Genomic DNA, 15,145 nt, shown 5'->3' with positions numbered 1-15,145 from the left:
CTACCGGACCTCGTCAGACCATCTGTTCCGCGCCCTTGTTGCCAAGGACGATCTCGCCCTCCTCGGCCATGCGCCGGGCGATGCTCAGGATCTCCTTCTGCGCCGCCTCCACCTCGCTCAGGCGCACCGGGCCCTTGGCCTCCAGGTCGTCCTGCAGCATCTCGCCGGCGCGTTTGGACATGTTCTTGAAGATCTTCTCCTTGAGGGTGTCGTCGGCACCCTTGAGGGCCAGCACCAGGGAATCGGTGGAGACCTCCCGCAGCAGGGCCTGGATGCCCCGGTCGTCGATCTCCGCCAGGTTGGCGAATACGAACATGAGATCCTGGATCTTCTGGCTGAGCTGCTCGTCCACCTCCCGCACCTTGTCCAGGATGAGGCCCTCCTTGGAAGAATCGACGAAGTTGAGGATGTTGGCGGCGCTCTTGACCCCGCCCACGGAGGAGGACTTGACGTTCATGTTGCCGGCGAACTGCCGTTCCAGGATCTCGTCCAGTTCCTGCAGGGCGGAGGGCTGCACCCCGTCCAGGGTGGCGATGCGCATGAGCACGTCCGGCTGCGCCCGCTCCGGCAGGAAAGAGAGCACCGCCGCGGCATGGTCCGGATCCAGGTAGGACAGGACGATGGCGATGATCTGGGGGTGTTCCAGGCGGATCACCTCCGCCACCGCCCGCGGGTCCATCCACTTGAGGGATTCCAGGCCCTTGGAGTTGCGTCCCAGCAGGATGCGGTCGATGACCCCGTCGGCCTTGTCCTTGCCCAGGGCCGAGGTGAGCACGTTGCGGATATAGTCATCCGAGCCCATGCCCAGGGCCGTCTGTTCCTCCACCGTGGTGACGAAGTCGTCCAGGACCTCCCCCACCTCGCTCTTGGAGACATTGCTCAGGGAGGCCATGGAGGTGCCGATGCGCTGCACCTCCTTGGGTCCCATGTGTTTGAGGACCTCGGCGGCGGCCTCTTCCCCGAGGCTCATGAGCAACACCGCCGCACGATCGGGACCTGCCAGTTTGCTTTTAGGCTCCATCTTCCGCCACCCAGTTCTTCACCACTTGTGCCACCAGTTTGGGATCGTCCTTGATCAGTTCCCGCACACGTTCGAGGTTGGCCTCGTAACTGGCGGGTTTCTTCCCGGGCAGGGCCATGGCCTCCTCGCCCCCCTCGTGGGTCAGACTCAGCTGATCCTCGCCCATACCTTCCTCGCCTTCTCCTTCCGCGCCGCCTTCGGCCTCCCCGGCGCCCCCCTGGGCGGCCAGGTTGCGCATGAGCGGACGTACCACCAGGAGGATCAGCAGCAGTCCCACCAGGGCCAGCAAGCCGGTGCGCGCCAGATCCTGGAACCAGGGCTGCTCCCAGAGGGCCGGTTCCGGCTTCGGTTCGGGCTCGGGCAGACCCACGAACGGGGCGGAGACCACCTCCACCGTGTCGCCCCGGGCGGGGTTGAAGCCCACGGCCTCACGCACCAGGCCCTCGATGCGGTCCAGCTCCTCCGGGGGCACGGGTTCGCTCACCGTCTCCCCATCCTCGTTCACCCGCTCCTGGAAATCCACCACCACGGCCACCGAAAGCCGGCGGATGGCCCCGGGGGCCTCCTGCACATGACTGACGGTACGGTCCACCTCATAGTTTCGGGTGGCCTGACGGCTGGAGGAAACGGGCAGCTGACCGGCCGGCGCACCCTCGAGCATGCCCTCCCCCTCGGCGCCCAGCTCACCGCCATCCGGGGGCTGGTTGGTCAAGGCCCCGGGGATCCCCATATCCTGCGGCCCGCCGCGGCGCTTCTCCTCGGAGATCTGCTCGCTGCGCAGGGCGATGGTCTCGGGATCGTAGTTCTCCATGGTGCGCTCGATGCGGGAGAAGTCCATCTCCGTGGACACCTGAGCGCGCACACCGTCCTTGCCCACCAGGGGCGTGAGCAGGTCCTCGATGCGCTGCCGATAGTCGGCCTCCACCTGCCGCCGGAACTCCAGGTTGCGGATGGAGAGATCCATGGAGCTCCCGGCCGGATCCTCCGGGGTCAGCAGATTCCCTCGCTGGTCCACCACGGTGACCCGCTCCGGCTCCATGTCCGGGATACTGGAGGCCACCAGATGCACGATCCCCGCCACCCGGTGTTCGGACAGGGTACGGCCGGGGTGCAGGGTCAGCACCACCGATGCGCTGGGCTGGCTGCGGTCGCGCACAAAGACCGATTCTTTGGGCATGGCCAGGTGCACCCGCGCCGATTCCACACTGGAGAGGGTGGCGATGGAACGGGCCAGTTCCCCCTCCAGGGCGCGATGGTAGCGGGCCGTCTCCACCAGTCGGCTGGTACCGATGCCCTGCTCCTGCTGCATGAGTTCAAAGCCGAAACCCGAGGACTTGGGCAGCCCCTCGGTGGCCAGTTGCAGGCGTGCCTCGTGGACCTGCTCCGCGGGCACCGTCAGGGCCCCCGTGATCGGGTCCACCTTGTGGGGGATGCCCCGGGCCTCCAGGGCCTGCATCACCTCCCCGGCCTCGCGCTGCCCCAGATCGGGATACAGGATGGAGTACTCCGGCCGGGTGAGCCAGATGAACAGGCTCACCACCAGTGCAACGGCGGCGGCGATGCCGACGATCAGGCCAATCTGGCTCTGCTTCGGCAGCTGGGTGAACCCCTGCATCTGCTGGTTCAGCGTGGCGGTCAGTGAAGTGGCCATGGCGGCTTCTCAATATGTCCTCAGACCTGCATGTTCATGATGTCCTGATAGGCGGACACCAAGCGATTGCGCACCTGCATGGTGGCCTCGAAGGCGACGCTCGCCTTCTGCTTGGCCACCATGACATCCACCAGATCCGTATCCGGATCCCCCTTCTCGAAGCGGGTGGTGAGCTCACCGCTGGTCTGCTGGTATTCGTTCACCTTGTCCATGGACTGGCGCAGCATGGCCGCGAAGCTGGGCTGTGCCGTGCCCTGTTGCTGCCCCGCGCCCTGTTCCAATCCGGCGCTGGCCGCCAGTACCCGCATCTGCTGCAGCACCTGGTCGATCTGTGTATTGCTCATGGCTTGATCCTCCTGAACGGGATGCCCTAGCTCTCGTGGATTTCTACAAAGGCCCTGCCGGCAACTGCCCGGCGGGCTCAGGGGATGCTCACGCCCGCCTCCCGCAGACGCGCCAGTTTGTAGCGCAGGGTCCGGGGGCTGATGCCCAACCGGGCGGCGGCCTCCTTACGGCTGCCCGCCTCCTCCCGCAGGGCATCGAGGATGAGCTGCTCCTCCCGGGAACGCAGGGTGTCCCCCAGACGTTGGGACCGCGGGGCGGATGGCATGAGGCCGCCGAAGTCCTCCCCACGGTCGTAATTCAATGGGGAACCGGTCTCAAAACGGATGTCATCGGCGTCGATGCTGTCGCCTTCGTGCAGGATCATGGCGCGTTGGACGACATTATCCAGTTCCCGCACATTGCCCGGCCAGGGGTGATCCACCAGCCGCGCCGCCGCCGTCTGGGTGAGCCGGACCCGGTGGATCCCCCGGCCGTACCGCTCGATCATGCGCCGCGCCAGGGGCAGGATGTCCCCCGGGCGCTCCCGCAGCGGCGGGATATGCAGGGGGAAGACATTGAGACGGTAGAACAGGTCCTCGCGGAACAGGCCTTCGGCCACCGCTGCCTGCAGATTGCGGTTGGAAGTGGCCAGGACACGCACATCCATGGCCATGGGGCGGCGGCCGCCGAGACGTTCCACCTCCCGCTCCTGCAACACCCGCAGCAGCTTGGCCTGCAGGGCCTGGTCCATCTCCGAGATCTCATCCAGCAGCAGCGTCCCGCCCTGGGCCAGTTCGAACTTGCCCGGCCGGGCCTCGACGGCGCCGGTGAAGGCCCCCCGCTCGTGGCCGAACAGGATGGCCTCCAGCATGTTCTCGGGGATGGCCGCGCAGTTGACCGCCACGAAGGGTCCGTCGGCGCGATGGGAACGGGCGTGGATGAACCGGGCGAAGATCTCTTTGCCGACACCCGATTCCCCGTTGAGCATCACGGTCACGTCCGAGGCCGCCACACGGCCGGCCAACTCCAGCAACTCCCGGCTCCTGGGATCCTCGGCGACCAGTTCGGTGGCCCCGTCCTCCGGGTCCGTGGTCAGTAGGGTCGATTGGGTCATTGCACCTGCTCCGAATATGGTCCGGTTGGGCCCCGGCTGGAACGCCTTGCGCCGGTGATCCGGCGGATAAAGGGGCGTCACCCGGAAGGAAGCAGGTTGTATGCCAGATTTATAAGCCCTTCAGAATCAAGAGCTTGGAAGGAAGGGAAGGCAGGGCGTCAGGTTTCCGTCGCATCCTCGGGGCGACTGATGCCGAATTTGCGCATGCGCTCCACCAGGGTGGTGCGGCGCATCCCCAGCAACTTGGCGGCGTGGGCCACCACCCCGTCGGCCCGCTCCAGGGCCTCGCGGATGAGCCGGGTCTCCAGTGCGCCGATATACTCCTTCAGATCCACCCCATCCTCGGGGAGCCCCCCCAGGGGAAACCCTCCGTCCGGGGCACCCCCGTCGCGGGAGAGATCCTCCAGTTCGGCGGCATCGATCCCGCCCCGGAACTTGGCCGGAAGGTCCGCGGGGGCAACCGTCTCCCCGGGATGCATGATGGCCAGGCGCTCCACCAGATTGGCCAGTTCACGCACGTTGCCCGGCCAGTCATGCTGCGCCAGCACCCGCAGGGCCCCTTCGGACAGGCGCACGCTGCCCCGCCCTTCCGCCTCCATGCGGTGGATCAGTTCGCCGATGAGCAGCGGCAGGTCCTCGATGCGCTCGCGCAGCGAAGGCACCTCGATGGGGAAGACGTTCAGGCGGTAGTACAGGTCCTCGCGAAAGCGCCCCTCGCCGATGGATTCCTCCAGATTGCGGTGGGTGGCGGCGATGATGCGGGCATCGGTGGTGAGGGTCTTGGTGCCTCCCACCCGTTCGAAGGTGCGCTCCTGCAGGACCCGCAACAGCTTCACCTGCATGGGCAGGGGCATATCGCCGATCTCATCCAGGAACAGGGTACCCCCCTGGGCCAGTTCGAAGCGCCCGGCGCGGCTGCTGATGGCCCCGGTGAAGGCCCCCTTCTCGTGTCCGAAGAGTTCACTCTCCAGCAGATCACCCGGGATCGCCCCGCAGTTCACCGCCACAAAGGGTTTGTCCCGGCGCGAGGAGCAGCGGTGCACGTTGCGCGCCACCACCTCCTTGCCGGTGCCGGTCTCCCCCAGGATGAGGACATTGGCCTCCGTGGCCGCCACCTGCTCGATGAGCTCGCGGATACGGCGCATGCGGCGGTTGCTGCCCACCAGGGAACGGGACAGGGCCTGACGGCTGGCCCCGCTGCCCCTATCCGTGCCATTCACCATCAGGTGCCGGGCCCGCTGCAGGGTATCGGCCAGTTGATGAAAGCGCGGGGGATAATCCAGGCGGCGCAGCAGCCACGGCTGCAGCGCCTCCGGAAGGGGGTCGAACTCCTCCGCCGCCCCCACCAGGGCCATGGGGGGGACGGGGCCTCCATCCCCGGCCAGGGCCTCCAGCACCCCGGGATCCGGCAGCCCCAGGCAACCGCTGGCCAGGACCATGAGCCAGTCCCCCTCCTGCGCCGACACAGGCCCGTCGCCGTGGAGCACGGGGGTGCATTCCAGAAACTCCAGCACCGTCTGCAGGCGGCGGGCCCGCTCCGCATCGTCGGCCATCACCAGGACGCGGCGGGGCATCCGCGGCCAGTGGACTTCCCCTGTGGACGTGGTGCTGGATTGTTCAGGTGCCATGGATGTGATCCGGTGTGTGAAGCTCGAACGGCGCGATGCCTTCAGTCCGTTCCCCTGCGGGCACGGGATTGGGCGATGCTGCGCCGGTGACGTCGGAAGATCATCTTCTGGATGCCGTCCTCCACCTGGGGGCTGAGCCCTTCGAACCGGGCCGTGATGCCCTCTTCCGGGTTCGCACAACTGCGGGCGAAGAGTTCCAGGGGACGGGGAAAATGGGGGCACAGATACCAGTGCAGTTGCAGTCCGGTCCCCGGCGGGACCCGGTCCCGACTCTCCCAGGCCAGCCCCGTCGAGGCGATGCGCATGGATACGGCCGGGGGCAGTTGCGCCTGACTGTGCAGCAGCGAACCCACCATCTCCACGAGGACGTTGAGCTTGGACTCGATGCGCTGCAACTCGTGGGAGAGCTCCCCGGCCTCTTCCACCGGATGGGGCGCGGCATCGTCCAGACTGGCACAGACCCGCAACAGGCTCTCATTGGCCTCGTTGATCCGGGCCATCCCCTCGTCCCCGGGCGGCTCGGCCACCCACCAGCGCAGGGGCAGACGGTCGCGGATGGACAGGACACTGTCGAAAGGATCGTCTTCACCCATGGGCGCATTGGATCAGGTAGCGCAAGGGCTTGCAAGCCAAAACGCGACGAACGCACCCCCAGGGCCGGCAAAAGCCGCTTCTGCAAGATACCGGGTACCCTCCCCTTGCATCGCAAGGGGAGGGTACCGTCCACGCCGCACCGGCGGCGCCGTCTACGGGCTCTCTTGTAGGGTCATGCGCAGGCCGACGCGGGCGGCCCGCCGGATGCTCTCCACCAGGGCCCCGCGGCCGGTACCGGTGCAGGGCACCCAGGGCCGCGGCGGGTCATTCAGGGCCTCCCGCAGGGCCCGTCCCAGCAGGGTGCGCATCATGGTCATGAGCACCACGGCATCGGCCTCGGCCGCCTGGCGCGCCAGGGCATCCACCTCCCGGCCCCAGTTGGAGGACCAGCCGGTGAGGCGGAAGATCACCCGCACCCCGGGCCAGTCCGCGGCCACGGTCCGGATCACCTCCTCGGCATGGCGTGCCTGGGTCTCGTTGCCCCCCACGAACAGCACCGTCACCTCGGCCCCCTCCTGCAGCCGCCGGTCCAGGTCCGCCTCCTGTCCCGTCTCGGCGGCCTCCCCTGCGGGCAGGGAGAGGTCGGCGTAGTGCTCCGGCGAGGCCCCGTACTCCCGGAACAGGCCCAGGATCTGACCCGCCTCCACCGGGCGGGTGTCCCGCAGGGCGAAGAACAGGGCGCGCAACTGGGCAAAGGCCTCCGCGTCCTTGCCCAGGCGGCGATAGAGCCGCACCCGGGCGCGCAGCACCTCCGTCTCCGACCAGGCCGGATCCACCCGTTCCGGGGCCTCCAGCCAGGCCAGCAGGGGCTGACAGAAGCGGCTGTCCGAGGCCAGGGACTCCAGGGCGTCCAGCCCCTCCTGGGCCATCTCCACGCGCCCGGCGGACAGGGCCGCGGACACCAGGGAAGACCACAGGCGCCACTGCCCGGCCTTGTCCCGCCCCGCGCTCTCCCGGCACAGGGCCAGGAGGGCATCCAGGAGATAGGCCGAGCGGGCGATCCACTCCGGCCGCTCCACGATCCCCGGGGCCGACTCCCCGTGGCGCCGCCACACCGCCTCGGCGATCTCCGCCGCCAGGGCGGGGTCCACCAGGTCGGCACATTCCATCAGCCGCTGCACCCCCAGGCCCGCCAGGGCGGGCATCTCCCCGGCGATGGCCCGCCAGGCCTCCATGGCGGCGCGGGCCGAACCCCGGTCCAGCCGCGCCATGAGGAGCACCGACTGCATGAAACGGCAACGGTCCAACAGGGCGTGGTGTTCCGCCGCCAGGGAGGCGGCATCGCTCATCAGGCCCACCAGGGCCTCGTTGACATGATCCAGGGCCTCCTCCCGGCCGGCATCCAGGCCTTCGGCCTCCACCCAGGTGAGATAGCCCATGAAACCCAGGGCGTAATGGGCCGCCACCGCGGCGCGGCCAAAGCGCTCCAGGGCCTGCGAGAAGTAGGGGCGGCCATTGCGCAGCTGGGCCAGGAGGTTGCGCCCCTGCTCGGCGTCCTGGGGCAATTCCAGCTCCTCCAGGCTGCGGAATCCCCCCAGTACCAGCCCCATGTCCGCCAGCAGTCCCGGATCCTCGCCGCCCCCCGACTCCAGCAGCCCCTGGTAGAGGGTCCGGGCCCCGGCGAAGTTGCCCCGGGCCTGCAGGGCCTGGCCCAGCCGGCGTTCCAGCAGGGGATGGAGTTCCCGTTGTTCCTCCGCGTCCAGGGCGGCATGGGGCATCCCCTCCTTGAGTTCCACCAAGAGGACATTGGCCAGTTCCGCCTCGCCGGCGTGCAGGGCGCGCGCAGCCGATTCCAGCACCCGGCGCACGGTGCGGGCCGTCAGGTGCCGCCGCTGGCCCCGCAGCAGGCGGATGGCCTCCTGGGTGAAACCCGCCTCCAGGAGATAGGGATAGACCTCGTTCACCAGGCTGGCCCCGGCCCCGCCGGGGATGGCGGAGGCGGCGCGCAGGGCATCGGCGTGGCGGCGCAGGCAGGTCTTGACCGCCTCGTGGTCGCGCTGGCGCACATGGCCGGCCAGCAGACCCGAGAGGTACCAGTGGCGGCGGCCGTCGTTCATCTCCGGCCGGTTCATCTCCGCCGCGCGCCCCGGCAGCAGGGCATCGAGAAAGCCCAGATGGAAATAGGTGCGCTGGCGCCCGGTATCCAGGGCATGGACCGACTCCACCAGGTCCACCAGCTCGTCCGGGGTCAGGGCCCGGTCCTGGCGGGACAGGGTGGCCAGGATCTGCTCGATGATCACCCGGTCCAGCTGGGTGAAGTCCTCGGACACGTCCAGGGCGCCCCCGCCTTCCCGGGCAGGGGTGGGGGCGCAGGAAACGGGACCGGCCCCCTCCTCCGGCTTCTCCCCCTGTGCCTCTAAGTCCTGCCACAGCCCCGGCAGGACCGGCTCCAGGAACTGCCAGAGCTCCGGGTCCATGAGCCGCAGGACCCCGAAATACAAGGCCACCTCCCGTACCCCGAAGGACTCCACCAGGGTGGCGGTGACCGCCTCCATGTCCCGGGGCGGGCGGATCCGCTCATCGCCCCCCACGACGAAGCCACGCTCGTCGTGTTCCACGCCGCACAGATCCAGGAACCGGCACATGATGGCGGTCTTGTAGTCCGCAAAGTAGCCGAGGAAGAGCAGGGTCCATTCCCGCGCCCCCAGGACGGCGGGGACATGGGGCAGCAGCACCTCCGCCAGCTGGGGGTTGCCCATGCGTTTGAGGGTCTCCACACGGAAGCGCTTGCGCCGGGCCAGGGTCTTGAGGGTGGCGTCACAGACCCGCTCCAGCCGGGCCGCCGGGTCCCGCAGACGCTCCAGGAAGGCGATCACCGCACGGCTGCGCTCCGCCGCGTCCAGCTGCTCCCAGATGGTGCGCCAGGCCTCGTGGCCCTTGCGCACGGCCGGCTCGATCCCGGCCCGGGACATCACCGCCCGGCCCCCGCCAGGACGGAACCCATGGACGCCCACCTGCGGGACGCAGGAGGGCTCGAATGCGGCTTCTGGGAAGACGGAGATTGCGGCATGGCCCGATCATACTCGGGGGGAGACGATCGAGGCCAGCCACCGGCCGGCGGCACCCTACAGCCCGGGGCGCCGGAAATCCTCCGCCCCGGCCACCGGTGGCGGCAGGGCATTGAGGAAGGTGGTGAACAGGTCCCGGCTGCCGCCGGTCTGCCCGTTGCGTTCCCGCAGCAGCCCCAGGACCAGCACCAGCATCCCCGCCCGGGCGGGCCAGGCCCCCTCCCCGTCCGCCAGCAGGTCCTTGAGATGGGTGCGGATGATCTCCTCCGCCTGACCATACTGTCGGTGCATGAGCAGCAGCACCACCAGGTCGTGCAGGAGGGCCAGCAGGAGCCCCTCGTCGCCCTCGTCCACCTCCAGCCCGCGCAACAGCTCATAGCCCTCCATGAAGGTATCCCGGGCCAGCAGGTAGTTCTGCGTCGTCTTGTAGAAATAGCCCAGGTCCATGAGGCTGTTGAACACCTCCATGTGCGCCTTGCCGAACCGCTTGCGGGCCTCCTGCACCATCTCCTTGAGCCACCACTCCGCGCGGTCGTAGTCATTGCCCTGGAAATGGGCCCGGGCCAGGTCACGGATCCACAGCACCACATTGCGGTCCTCCATGCCACGGGTGTCCCGGGCGTGGGCCAGCCCTTGGTTGAGGACCTCCAGGGCCGCCTCCCGCTCCTTTTCCCTGAGCAGACCCTGGGCCACCTGATGCATGGCCTCGGCCAACATGACTGGGTCCGGCCCCCGCACCAGCCGCACCCGGCCCAGGGGATGCGCATTCCCGCCCGGCGGGGGATCGCCGTGGAGGGATACCAGCCGGGGCCGGTCCTCCTGCAGCCAGAGGTTGTCGGCACGGGTCCAGTAGGGGGCGCGGTAATCCGGGGAGAAGACCGATTCGTCCAGGACACGCTTGAACGGGACCATGGAACGCTGGAAGAGCGAGCGCAGTTCGCGCTTGCTGGGCAGGCGCCAGGGGGTCTCCCGGCCGCAGCCATAGCGGTCGTTGAAGCGCCGCGCCGCGTCCTGGGCGCGCCCGGCATCGTAGAACTCGGGATGGCCACTGAAACGGCCGTCCCGCCATTCCTCCCCCACGGAGTGGGTCATCCAGTGCAGGGCCGTGCGGGTATCCAGCACGGTGCCGTCCTGCAGGCTGATGAAACGCCGCCCGGGTCCCACCAGGACCGGCTGCAGGCCCTCGGTGCAGCCATAGGAGAAGGTCCTTGCCTCGCCTGCGCCAGGGGAGACCGCCAGGGTCACGTCGAAGGCCAGGGCCCGGCGCTGATCGGCGATCCAGCGGTCGTGCTCCCGGCGCCGCTGCGGATCGGAGAGGACGGCATAGGCATCGTTGAGGATGCGGGTGATGCGTTCCGCCCGGGCCCGCTGATCGGGGTTCTTGTCCGGATGCCATTTCTGGGAGAGGAACTTGTACGCCCCCCGGATGACCTCCTGGCTGGCGTTCTCGCTCACCTGGAGATTGTCGTAATGGGTTCTCAAGCGCTTCATGGTACCCCGGGTGCCTTGGATGAACCGTTCCCTTTCCGCCAGCCCCCTATGGTAACGCGTCCGTGGCGAAAACCACGGGACCGGTACCGGATTCCCCGTCCCGAGGAACGGACACGGATTCTTGCAATCAAAATGAACATATACCCAAAATAAGCCGTGGCAGTTTCAGCGGGCGTCTCGTTCCCGGATCTTGAAAGGCCATGAAAAGACCCTATGAATGCGGCGGATCAGCATCTTCTAATGGACCCGTGCCAGGCCTCCTTTCATGGAGGACGGCCGGGATCCCGATCCGGTTGTGGAAACCCATCGATAGAGGCCCCCGGGCCCCGGAGGTGATGACGATGACCCAGCAGCAACCCCAGCTTAGCCGCAGGCGGTTCCTCACCGCCGCCACCGGACTGGTGGGCGGGGCCGGTGTCACGGCCCTGGCCTATCCTTACCTGGCCTCCTGGTCCCCCAGCGCCCGGGCACGCCATGCCGGCGCCCCGGTGGAGGTGGACATCAGCGGCATCGAACCCGGCCAGATGATCACCGTGGAGTGGCGCGGCAAACCCATCTGGATCACCCACCGCACCCAAACCATGCTGGAACTGCTTCCCAAAAACCGCCCGCGGCTGGCGGACCCGGACTCGGAGGTGACCACGCAACAGCCCGAGTACGCCCGCAATCCCCACCGCTCCCGCAAACCGGAGATCTCCGTGCTGGTGGGGGTGTGCACCCATCTGGGCTGCACCCCCATTTACCGGCCCGAGATCAAGCCCGAGGATCTGGGTCCCCATTGGTACGGAGGTTATTTCTGCACCTGCCACGGCTCCCGTTTTGACCTGGCCGGACGGGTATGGCGCAATCAGCCCGCCCCCACCAATCTGGTGGTGCCGCGCCATATGTACCTGGACGAGCATCGCATCGTGATCGGCGAGGACGAGGACGGCATCGCCGTCTGAGGCTCCTCAGGCATCCTCCAGGATCCCCTTGAGGGGGCGGGCACAATGGGGGCAGAGCATCCCCTCCAGGGCCGCCGCCTCCAGGGCCGCCTCGGCCACATGATCGGCCATACCGGTCTCGATGCGGATGGCCCGCCCCTGGAGGATGGCCATGGCCATCTTGCGCCGGGCCGACACCAGGGTGCGTGAGAAGGTGGAACGGGAAACGCCCATGGAACGGGCCGCATCCTCGTGGTACTGTCCCTCCAGATCCGCCAAGCGGATGGCTTCCACCTCCTCCATCTGCAGCACCGACTCCTCCAGGTCCCGCAGGGGCACGCCGGCGGGCTTGAAGTAGGTGCAATGGGGATGACAGACGATCCTTCTCGGGCCTCTGGGTCTTGGCATACTCGCCCCTGTTGATTCAGTCCGGGAAAATTATGAACATATGACCGACCAAGATTCACCCCCCGAGAGGATTTGCCATGCGCATCGCGGTGACCAGCCAGAACTTCCGCACCATCACCGGCCACGCCGGCATGACCCGGCGTTTCCTGATCTATGAGGCAGGCCCCGACGGCGAACCCGTGGAGCGGGATCGGGTGGACCTGCCCAGGGACCAATCGCTGCATGCAACCCTCGGCCAGGGCACGAACCATCATCCCCTGTTTCAATCCGGTGTCAACGCCCTGGTGACCCAGAGCGCCGGGCACAAGCTGCGGCAGCGTCTGGATGCCATGGGCATCCGGGTGCACCTGACCGGGGAGACGGACCCGGTGGCCGCCGCCCGTGCCCTGTTTGCGGGGCGCCCCCTCCCCGAACCGGCCCCCCATGATCATGGCCATGGCCATGGTCATGCCCACACTCATGGCGGCTGAGGGGGAGACCGGTATGATGGCACACCCCCGCATGGCATGGGTCCTGGCGGCGGCCCTCCTCCTGGCTGGCTGCAGTGGCAACACCACACCGCAGCCGGTGCCCCTCATGGCCCTGCACGCCCAGCCCTCGAGTTTCCACGGCGAGACGGTGACCACCGAGGGGGTGGTGCGGCGTTTCGAGGACCCCCTGCACTACTGGATCGAGGATGACCAGGTCCGCCGCGTGGCGGTGGTCCCCGGAGAGGCGGTGGCGGAGCATCTGGGGCAGCGGGTGCGCCTCACCGGGCGCTTCACCCACGATGCCGAACGGGGGCGGCGCCTGCAGGTGAAGCAGGTGGAGGTCCTGGGCGACGGATCCCGGGGCTCAGATCACCACTGAGAGTTCCAGATCCCCCCGGCGCTGCTCCACGTTCACCGCCACGTCCCGGCCATGGCGGCGCACCACCAGATCCAGGCTGGCGTCGCCGCAGCCCAGGCCGGAGATGCGCAGCCATCCCAGGTAATCCGGCAGACGCGGATGCCGGAGCCGGATCTGGCGCTCCCGCGGACTGAAATCCAGCCCCAGGATGGCCTCCAGCAGCATGTAGACCGCTCCGCTGGCCCAGGCCTGGGGCGTACAGGCCACGGGGTAGAGGGTGGGGGCCTGCCCCGGCAGGCGGTCAAAGCCGCAGAACAGCTCCGGCAGGCGGTGGATGTCGAAGAAGATGGAGGCGTTGAACAGCCCCTCCAGCAGTTGCATGGCCTCCTCCTTGAAGCCGTAGCGGGCCAGGCCCGCGGCGATGAGCGAAGTATCGTGGGGCCAGACGGAACCGTTGTGATAGGACATGGGGTTGTAACGCGGTTCCCCCGCGAACACGGTACGCACCCCCCAGCCATTGCAGGCCTCCGCACTCACCAGGGCCCGCGCCAGAGAGGCCGCACGGGCCGGCTTGACCGCTCCGTTGTAAAGCAGGTGGCCGGCGTTGGAGGTGCGCACGGCGCAGGGCCGGCCCTCCCCGTCCAGGGCCAGGGCGAAGGTGCCCATGGCCTCCATCCAGAACCAGCGGTCGATGGCCTCCAGCATCTGCCGGGAACGGGCACGCCAGCGGCGGGCCAGGGCTGCCTGGCCGAGACGATCGGCCATGGCCCCCGCCTGCTGGAAGGCCTCGCAGGCATAGCCCTGCACCTCACACAGGGCGATGGGCGGATCCGCCGGGCGTCCGTCCCGGTGGAAGACCGAGTCATCGGAGTCCTTCCACCCCTGCTGCACCAGTCCCTTGTCGCCGTGCCGCGCATAGGTGAGAAAACCGCGCTCATCCGCCTTCTCCTCCATCCACTGCAGCGCCCGGCGCAGGGCGGGCCAGATCTCCCGCACAAACCCCTCATCCCCCGTCCTGCGCAGATAACGTCCCGCCAGGAGGACGAACAGGGGGGTGGCGTCCACCGTGCCGTAGTAGCGCCGGAAGGGCACCTCGTCCAGGGCGGCCATCTCGCCGCTGCGCAGCTCATGGAGGATCTTTCCCGGTTCCGCCTCGGCCGCATCGTCATGGCCCTGCGCCTGGGTGGCGGCCAGAAAGGCCAGTACGCCGCGGGCGATCTGTGGCTGCAGCCATAGGGTCTGCAAGGCGGTGATGAGACCGTCGCGGCCGAAGGGGGTGGAGAACCACGGGAGCCCGGCGTAAGGATAGAGTCCGTGACGGGTATGGGTGAGGAGCATGCGCAGGTCCGCCTCGGAGCGGTTCACCCAGTCATTGAACTGCTCGTTGTCGGTGAAGATGCGTGCGAAGGCGGGGGGTTCCGTACCCCGCCCCGGCCCCCGTGAAGGCAGCAGGTTGGGCTCCGGGCGGGGATGATCCGCGGCGCAATGCACCTGCACCTCCAGTTCGAAGGTGGCCCCGGGTCCCAGTTCCAGATGAAACACCGCCGCCCCCCCATCCAGGGTATCGGGGGCTTGGGAGAACTGGATGCGGGTCCGCCTGAGGACCCCGTCCAGACCCTGGTAACGCCGCTCCAGGGCACAGGCCTCCCGGTGCGGTTCCAGATACTCGCCGCGGCGCTGGCGTTGTACCCCCCGCACCTCGAAGACATCGCAGAAGTCGGCATCAAATCGGTATTCCAGGGGGAGCCGTGCCGCTGTGTCGTGATAGTTGGTGATCTGCAGCCGCTCGGTCAGGGTCTCATCCTGCATGGCGGCCTCCCGCCGCAGGTGCAGCGTGCCCTTGGGCAGCCACAAGGTCCCGCCCCGGAAGAGATCAGGGGTGGTCTGATCCACCAGCAACCGGCCGTTGTCCAGGCGCACCGTGGAGTTGAGCAGCATGGGCTCCCGCTCCGCCAGCAGCACCTGCCAGCGGGAGAGATGACGGGTGCCGGCGAAGTAGAGCCCCTGGTCGCCCAGCCCCACACGGCCGATCTCACCGTGGCGGCTGAATACGGCAAAGGCATCGTCGGACTTGAGGATGCGGGTACGGTCGTCCCCCCGGGGCGAGGTGGCAGGGATATACCAGCGATTGTCCACCTGGATGGCGTCTTCCATG

General features: G+C 68.2%; 13 protein-coding genes. 3 read left to right on the top strand and 10 right to left on the bottom strand.

What is annotated here, in order from left to right; all coding sequences use genetic code 11:
- Positions 1-13: 13 nt before the first annotated feature.
- The 8 genes from fliG to BM214_RS04705 form a co-directional block, all read right to left on the bottom strand.
- The gene (fliG, locus tag BM214_RS04740; protein WP_090484059.1) at positions 14-1,021 is read right to left on the bottom strand and encodes a flagellar motor switch protein FliG; all 1,008 of its coding nucleotides are present in this window, start codon (positions 1,019-1,021) and stop codon (positions 14-16) included.
- Complete coding sequence (fliF, locus tag BM214_RS04735; RefSeq protein WP_090484058.1) at positions 1,011-2,672, bottom strand: flagellar basal-body MS-ring/collar protein FliF; 1,662 nt, start codon at positions 2,670-2,672, stop codon at positions 1,011-1,013. Before fliF ends, fliG begins: the two co-directional genes overlap by 11 nt.
- 20 nt (positions 2,673-2,692) lie before the next feature.
- Entirely contained in the window at positions 2,693-3,016 is a 324-nt protein-coding gene (gene fliE / locus BM214_RS04730) for a flagellar hook-basal body complex protein FliE (RefSeq protein ID WP_090484057.1), read from the bottom strand.
- Between the two features lie 77 nt (positions 3,017-3,093).
- The gene (locus BM214_RS04725; RefSeq protein WP_090484056.1) at positions 3,094-4,110 is read right to left on the bottom strand and encodes a sigma-54 interaction domain-containing protein; all 1,017 of its coding nucleotides are present in this window, start codon (positions 4,108-4,110) and stop codon (positions 3,094-3,096) included.
- A gap of 158 nt (positions 4,111-4,268) precedes the next feature.
- Positions 4,269-5,738: a sigma-54 dependent transcriptional regulator gene (locus BM214_RS04720; protein ID WP_280521880.1), complete on the bottom strand. Its 1,470-nt coding sequence runs from the start codon at positions 5,736-5,738 to the stop codon at positions 4,269-4,271.
- Positions 5,739-5,779: 41 nt separating this feature from the next.
- On the bottom strand, positions 5,780-6,331 hold the full coding sequence (locus BM214_RS04715) for a PilZ domain-containing protein (protein WP_090484054.1): 552 nt from the start codon (positions 6,329-6,331) through the stop codon (positions 5,780-5,782).
- 153 nt (positions 6,332-6,484) lie between these two features.
- Entirely contained in the window at positions 6,485-9,244 is a 2,760-nt protein-coding gene (locus BM214_RS04710) for a hypothetical protein (RefSeq protein ID WP_090484053.1), read from the bottom strand.
- A gap of 153 nt (positions 9,245-9,397) precedes the next feature.
- Positions 9,398-10,831 carry a DnaJ domain-containing protein gene (locus BM214_RS04705; RefSeq protein ID WP_090484052.1) on the bottom strand — a complete coding sequence of 478 codons (1,434 nt, stop codon included), beginning with the start codon at positions 10,829-10,831 and terminating at the stop codon, positions 9,398-9,400.
- Between the two features lie 341 nt (positions 10,832-11,172).
- Here BM214_RS04705 and petA point away from each other — a divergent pair, with 341 nt between their 5' ends.
- Positions 11,173-11,775: a ubiquinol-cytochrome c reductase iron-sulfur subunit gene (petA, locus tag BM214_RS04700; protein WP_090484051.1), complete on the top strand. Its 603-nt coding sequence runs from the start codon at positions 11,173-11,175 to the stop codon at positions 11,773-11,775.
- A gap of 6 nt (positions 11,776-11,781) precedes the next feature.
- Here the strand turns inward: petA and BM214_RS04695 are convergent, their stop codons facing one another.
- Positions 11,782-12,162, bottom strand: a complete 381-nt coding sequence (locus BM214_RS04695; protein WP_090484050.1) for a DUF134 domain-containing protein — start codon at positions 12,160-12,162, stop codon at positions 11,782-11,784.
- 77 nt (positions 12,163-12,239) lie between these two features.
- Between BM214_RS04695 and BM214_RS04690 the strand changes: the two genes are divergently transcribed.
- Both BM214_RS04690 and BM214_RS04685 read left to right on the top strand, forming a co-directional pair.
- On the top strand, positions 12,240-12,632 hold the full coding sequence (locus tag BM214_RS04690; protein ID WP_090484049.1) for a NifB/NifX family molybdenum-iron cluster-binding protein: 393 nt from the start codon (positions 12,240-12,242) through the stop codon (positions 12,630-12,632).
- A gap of 13 nt (positions 12,633-12,645) precedes the next feature.
- Entirely contained in the window at positions 12,646-13,011 is a 366-nt protein-coding gene (locus BM214_RS04685; RefSeq protein ID WP_244887843.1) for a hypothetical protein, read from the top strand.
- Here BM214_RS04685 and BM214_RS04680 read toward each other — a convergent pair.
- On the bottom strand, positions 12,997-15,144 hold the full coding sequence (locus BM214_RS04680; RefSeq protein ID WP_090484048.1) for an amylo-alpha-1,6-glucosidase: 2,148 nt from the start codon (positions 15,142-15,144) through the stop codon (positions 12,997-12,999). The genes BM214_RS04685 and BM214_RS04680 overlap by 15 nt on opposite strands.
- Position 15,145: the final 1 nt, after the last annotated feature.

Origin of the sequence: Ectothiorhodospira mobilis, from assembly GCF_900114895.1 — a bacterium.
Classification (GTDB): Bacteria; Pseudomonadota; Gammaproteobacteria; order Ectothiorhodospirales; family Ectothiorhodospiraceae; genus Ectothiorhodospira; species Ectothiorhodospira mobilis_A.
The sequence above is the reverse complement of the archived record's forward strand: the minus strand, read 5'-3'. Positions and strand labels throughout refer to the sequence as shown.

What these genes read in the sequence shown, in the direction of transcription:
- BM214_RS04695 (WP_090484050.1), bottom strand. Translation starts at nt 12,162, where the DNA reads ATGCCAAGACCCAGAGGCCCGAGAAGGATCGTCTGTCATCCCCATTGC.
- BM214_RS04680 (WP_090484048.1), bottom strand. Translation starts at nt 15,144, where the DNA reads ATGGAAGACGCCATCCAGGTGGACAATCGCTGGTATATCCCTGCCACC.
- BM214_RS04705 (WP_090484052.1), bottom strand. Translation starts at nt 10,831, where the DNA reads ATGAAGCGCTTGAGAACCCATTACGACAATCTCCAGGTGAGCGAGAAC.
- BM214_RS04720 (WP_280521880.1), bottom strand. Translation starts at nt 5,738, where the DNA reads ATGGCACCTGAACAATCCAGCACCACGTCCACAGGGGAAGTCCACTGG.
- fliG (WP_090484059.1), bottom strand. Translation starts at nt 1,021, where the DNA reads ATGGAGCCTAAAAGCAAACTGGCAGGTCCCGATCGTGCGGCGGTGTTG.
- BM214_RS04685 (WP_244887843.1), top strand. Translation starts at nt 12,646, where the DNA reads ATGATGGCACACCCCCGCATGGCATGGGTCCTGGCGGCGGCCCTCCTC.
- fliF (WP_090484058.1), bottom strand. Translation starts at nt 2,672, where the DNA reads ATGGCCACTTCACTGACCGCCACGCTGAACCAGCAGATGCAGGGGTTC.
- BM214_RS04710 (WP_090484053.1), bottom strand. Translation starts at nt 9,244, where the DNA reads ATGTCCCGGGCCGGGATCGAGCCGGCCGTGCGCAAGGGCCACGAGGCC.
- BM214_RS04715 (WP_090484054.1), bottom strand. Translation starts at nt 6,331, where the DNA reads ATGGGTGAAGACGATCCTTTCGACAGTGTCCTGTCCATCCGCGACCGT.
- petA (WP_090484051.1), top strand. Translation starts at nt 11,173, where the DNA reads ATGACCCAGCAGCAACCCCAGCTTAGCCGCAGGCGGTTCCTCACCGCC.
- BM214_RS04725 (WP_090484056.1), bottom strand. Translation starts at nt 4,110, where the DNA reads ATGACCCAATCGACCCTACTGACCACGGACCCGGAGGACGGGGCCACC.
- fliE (WP_090484057.1), bottom strand. Translation starts at nt 3,016, where the DNA reads ATGAGCAATACACAGATCGACCAGGTGCTGCAGCAGATGCGGGTACTG.
- BM214_RS04690 (WP_090484049.1), top strand. Translation starts at nt 12,240, where the DNA reads ATGCGCATCGCGGTGACCAGCCAGAACTTCCGCACCATCACCGGCCAC.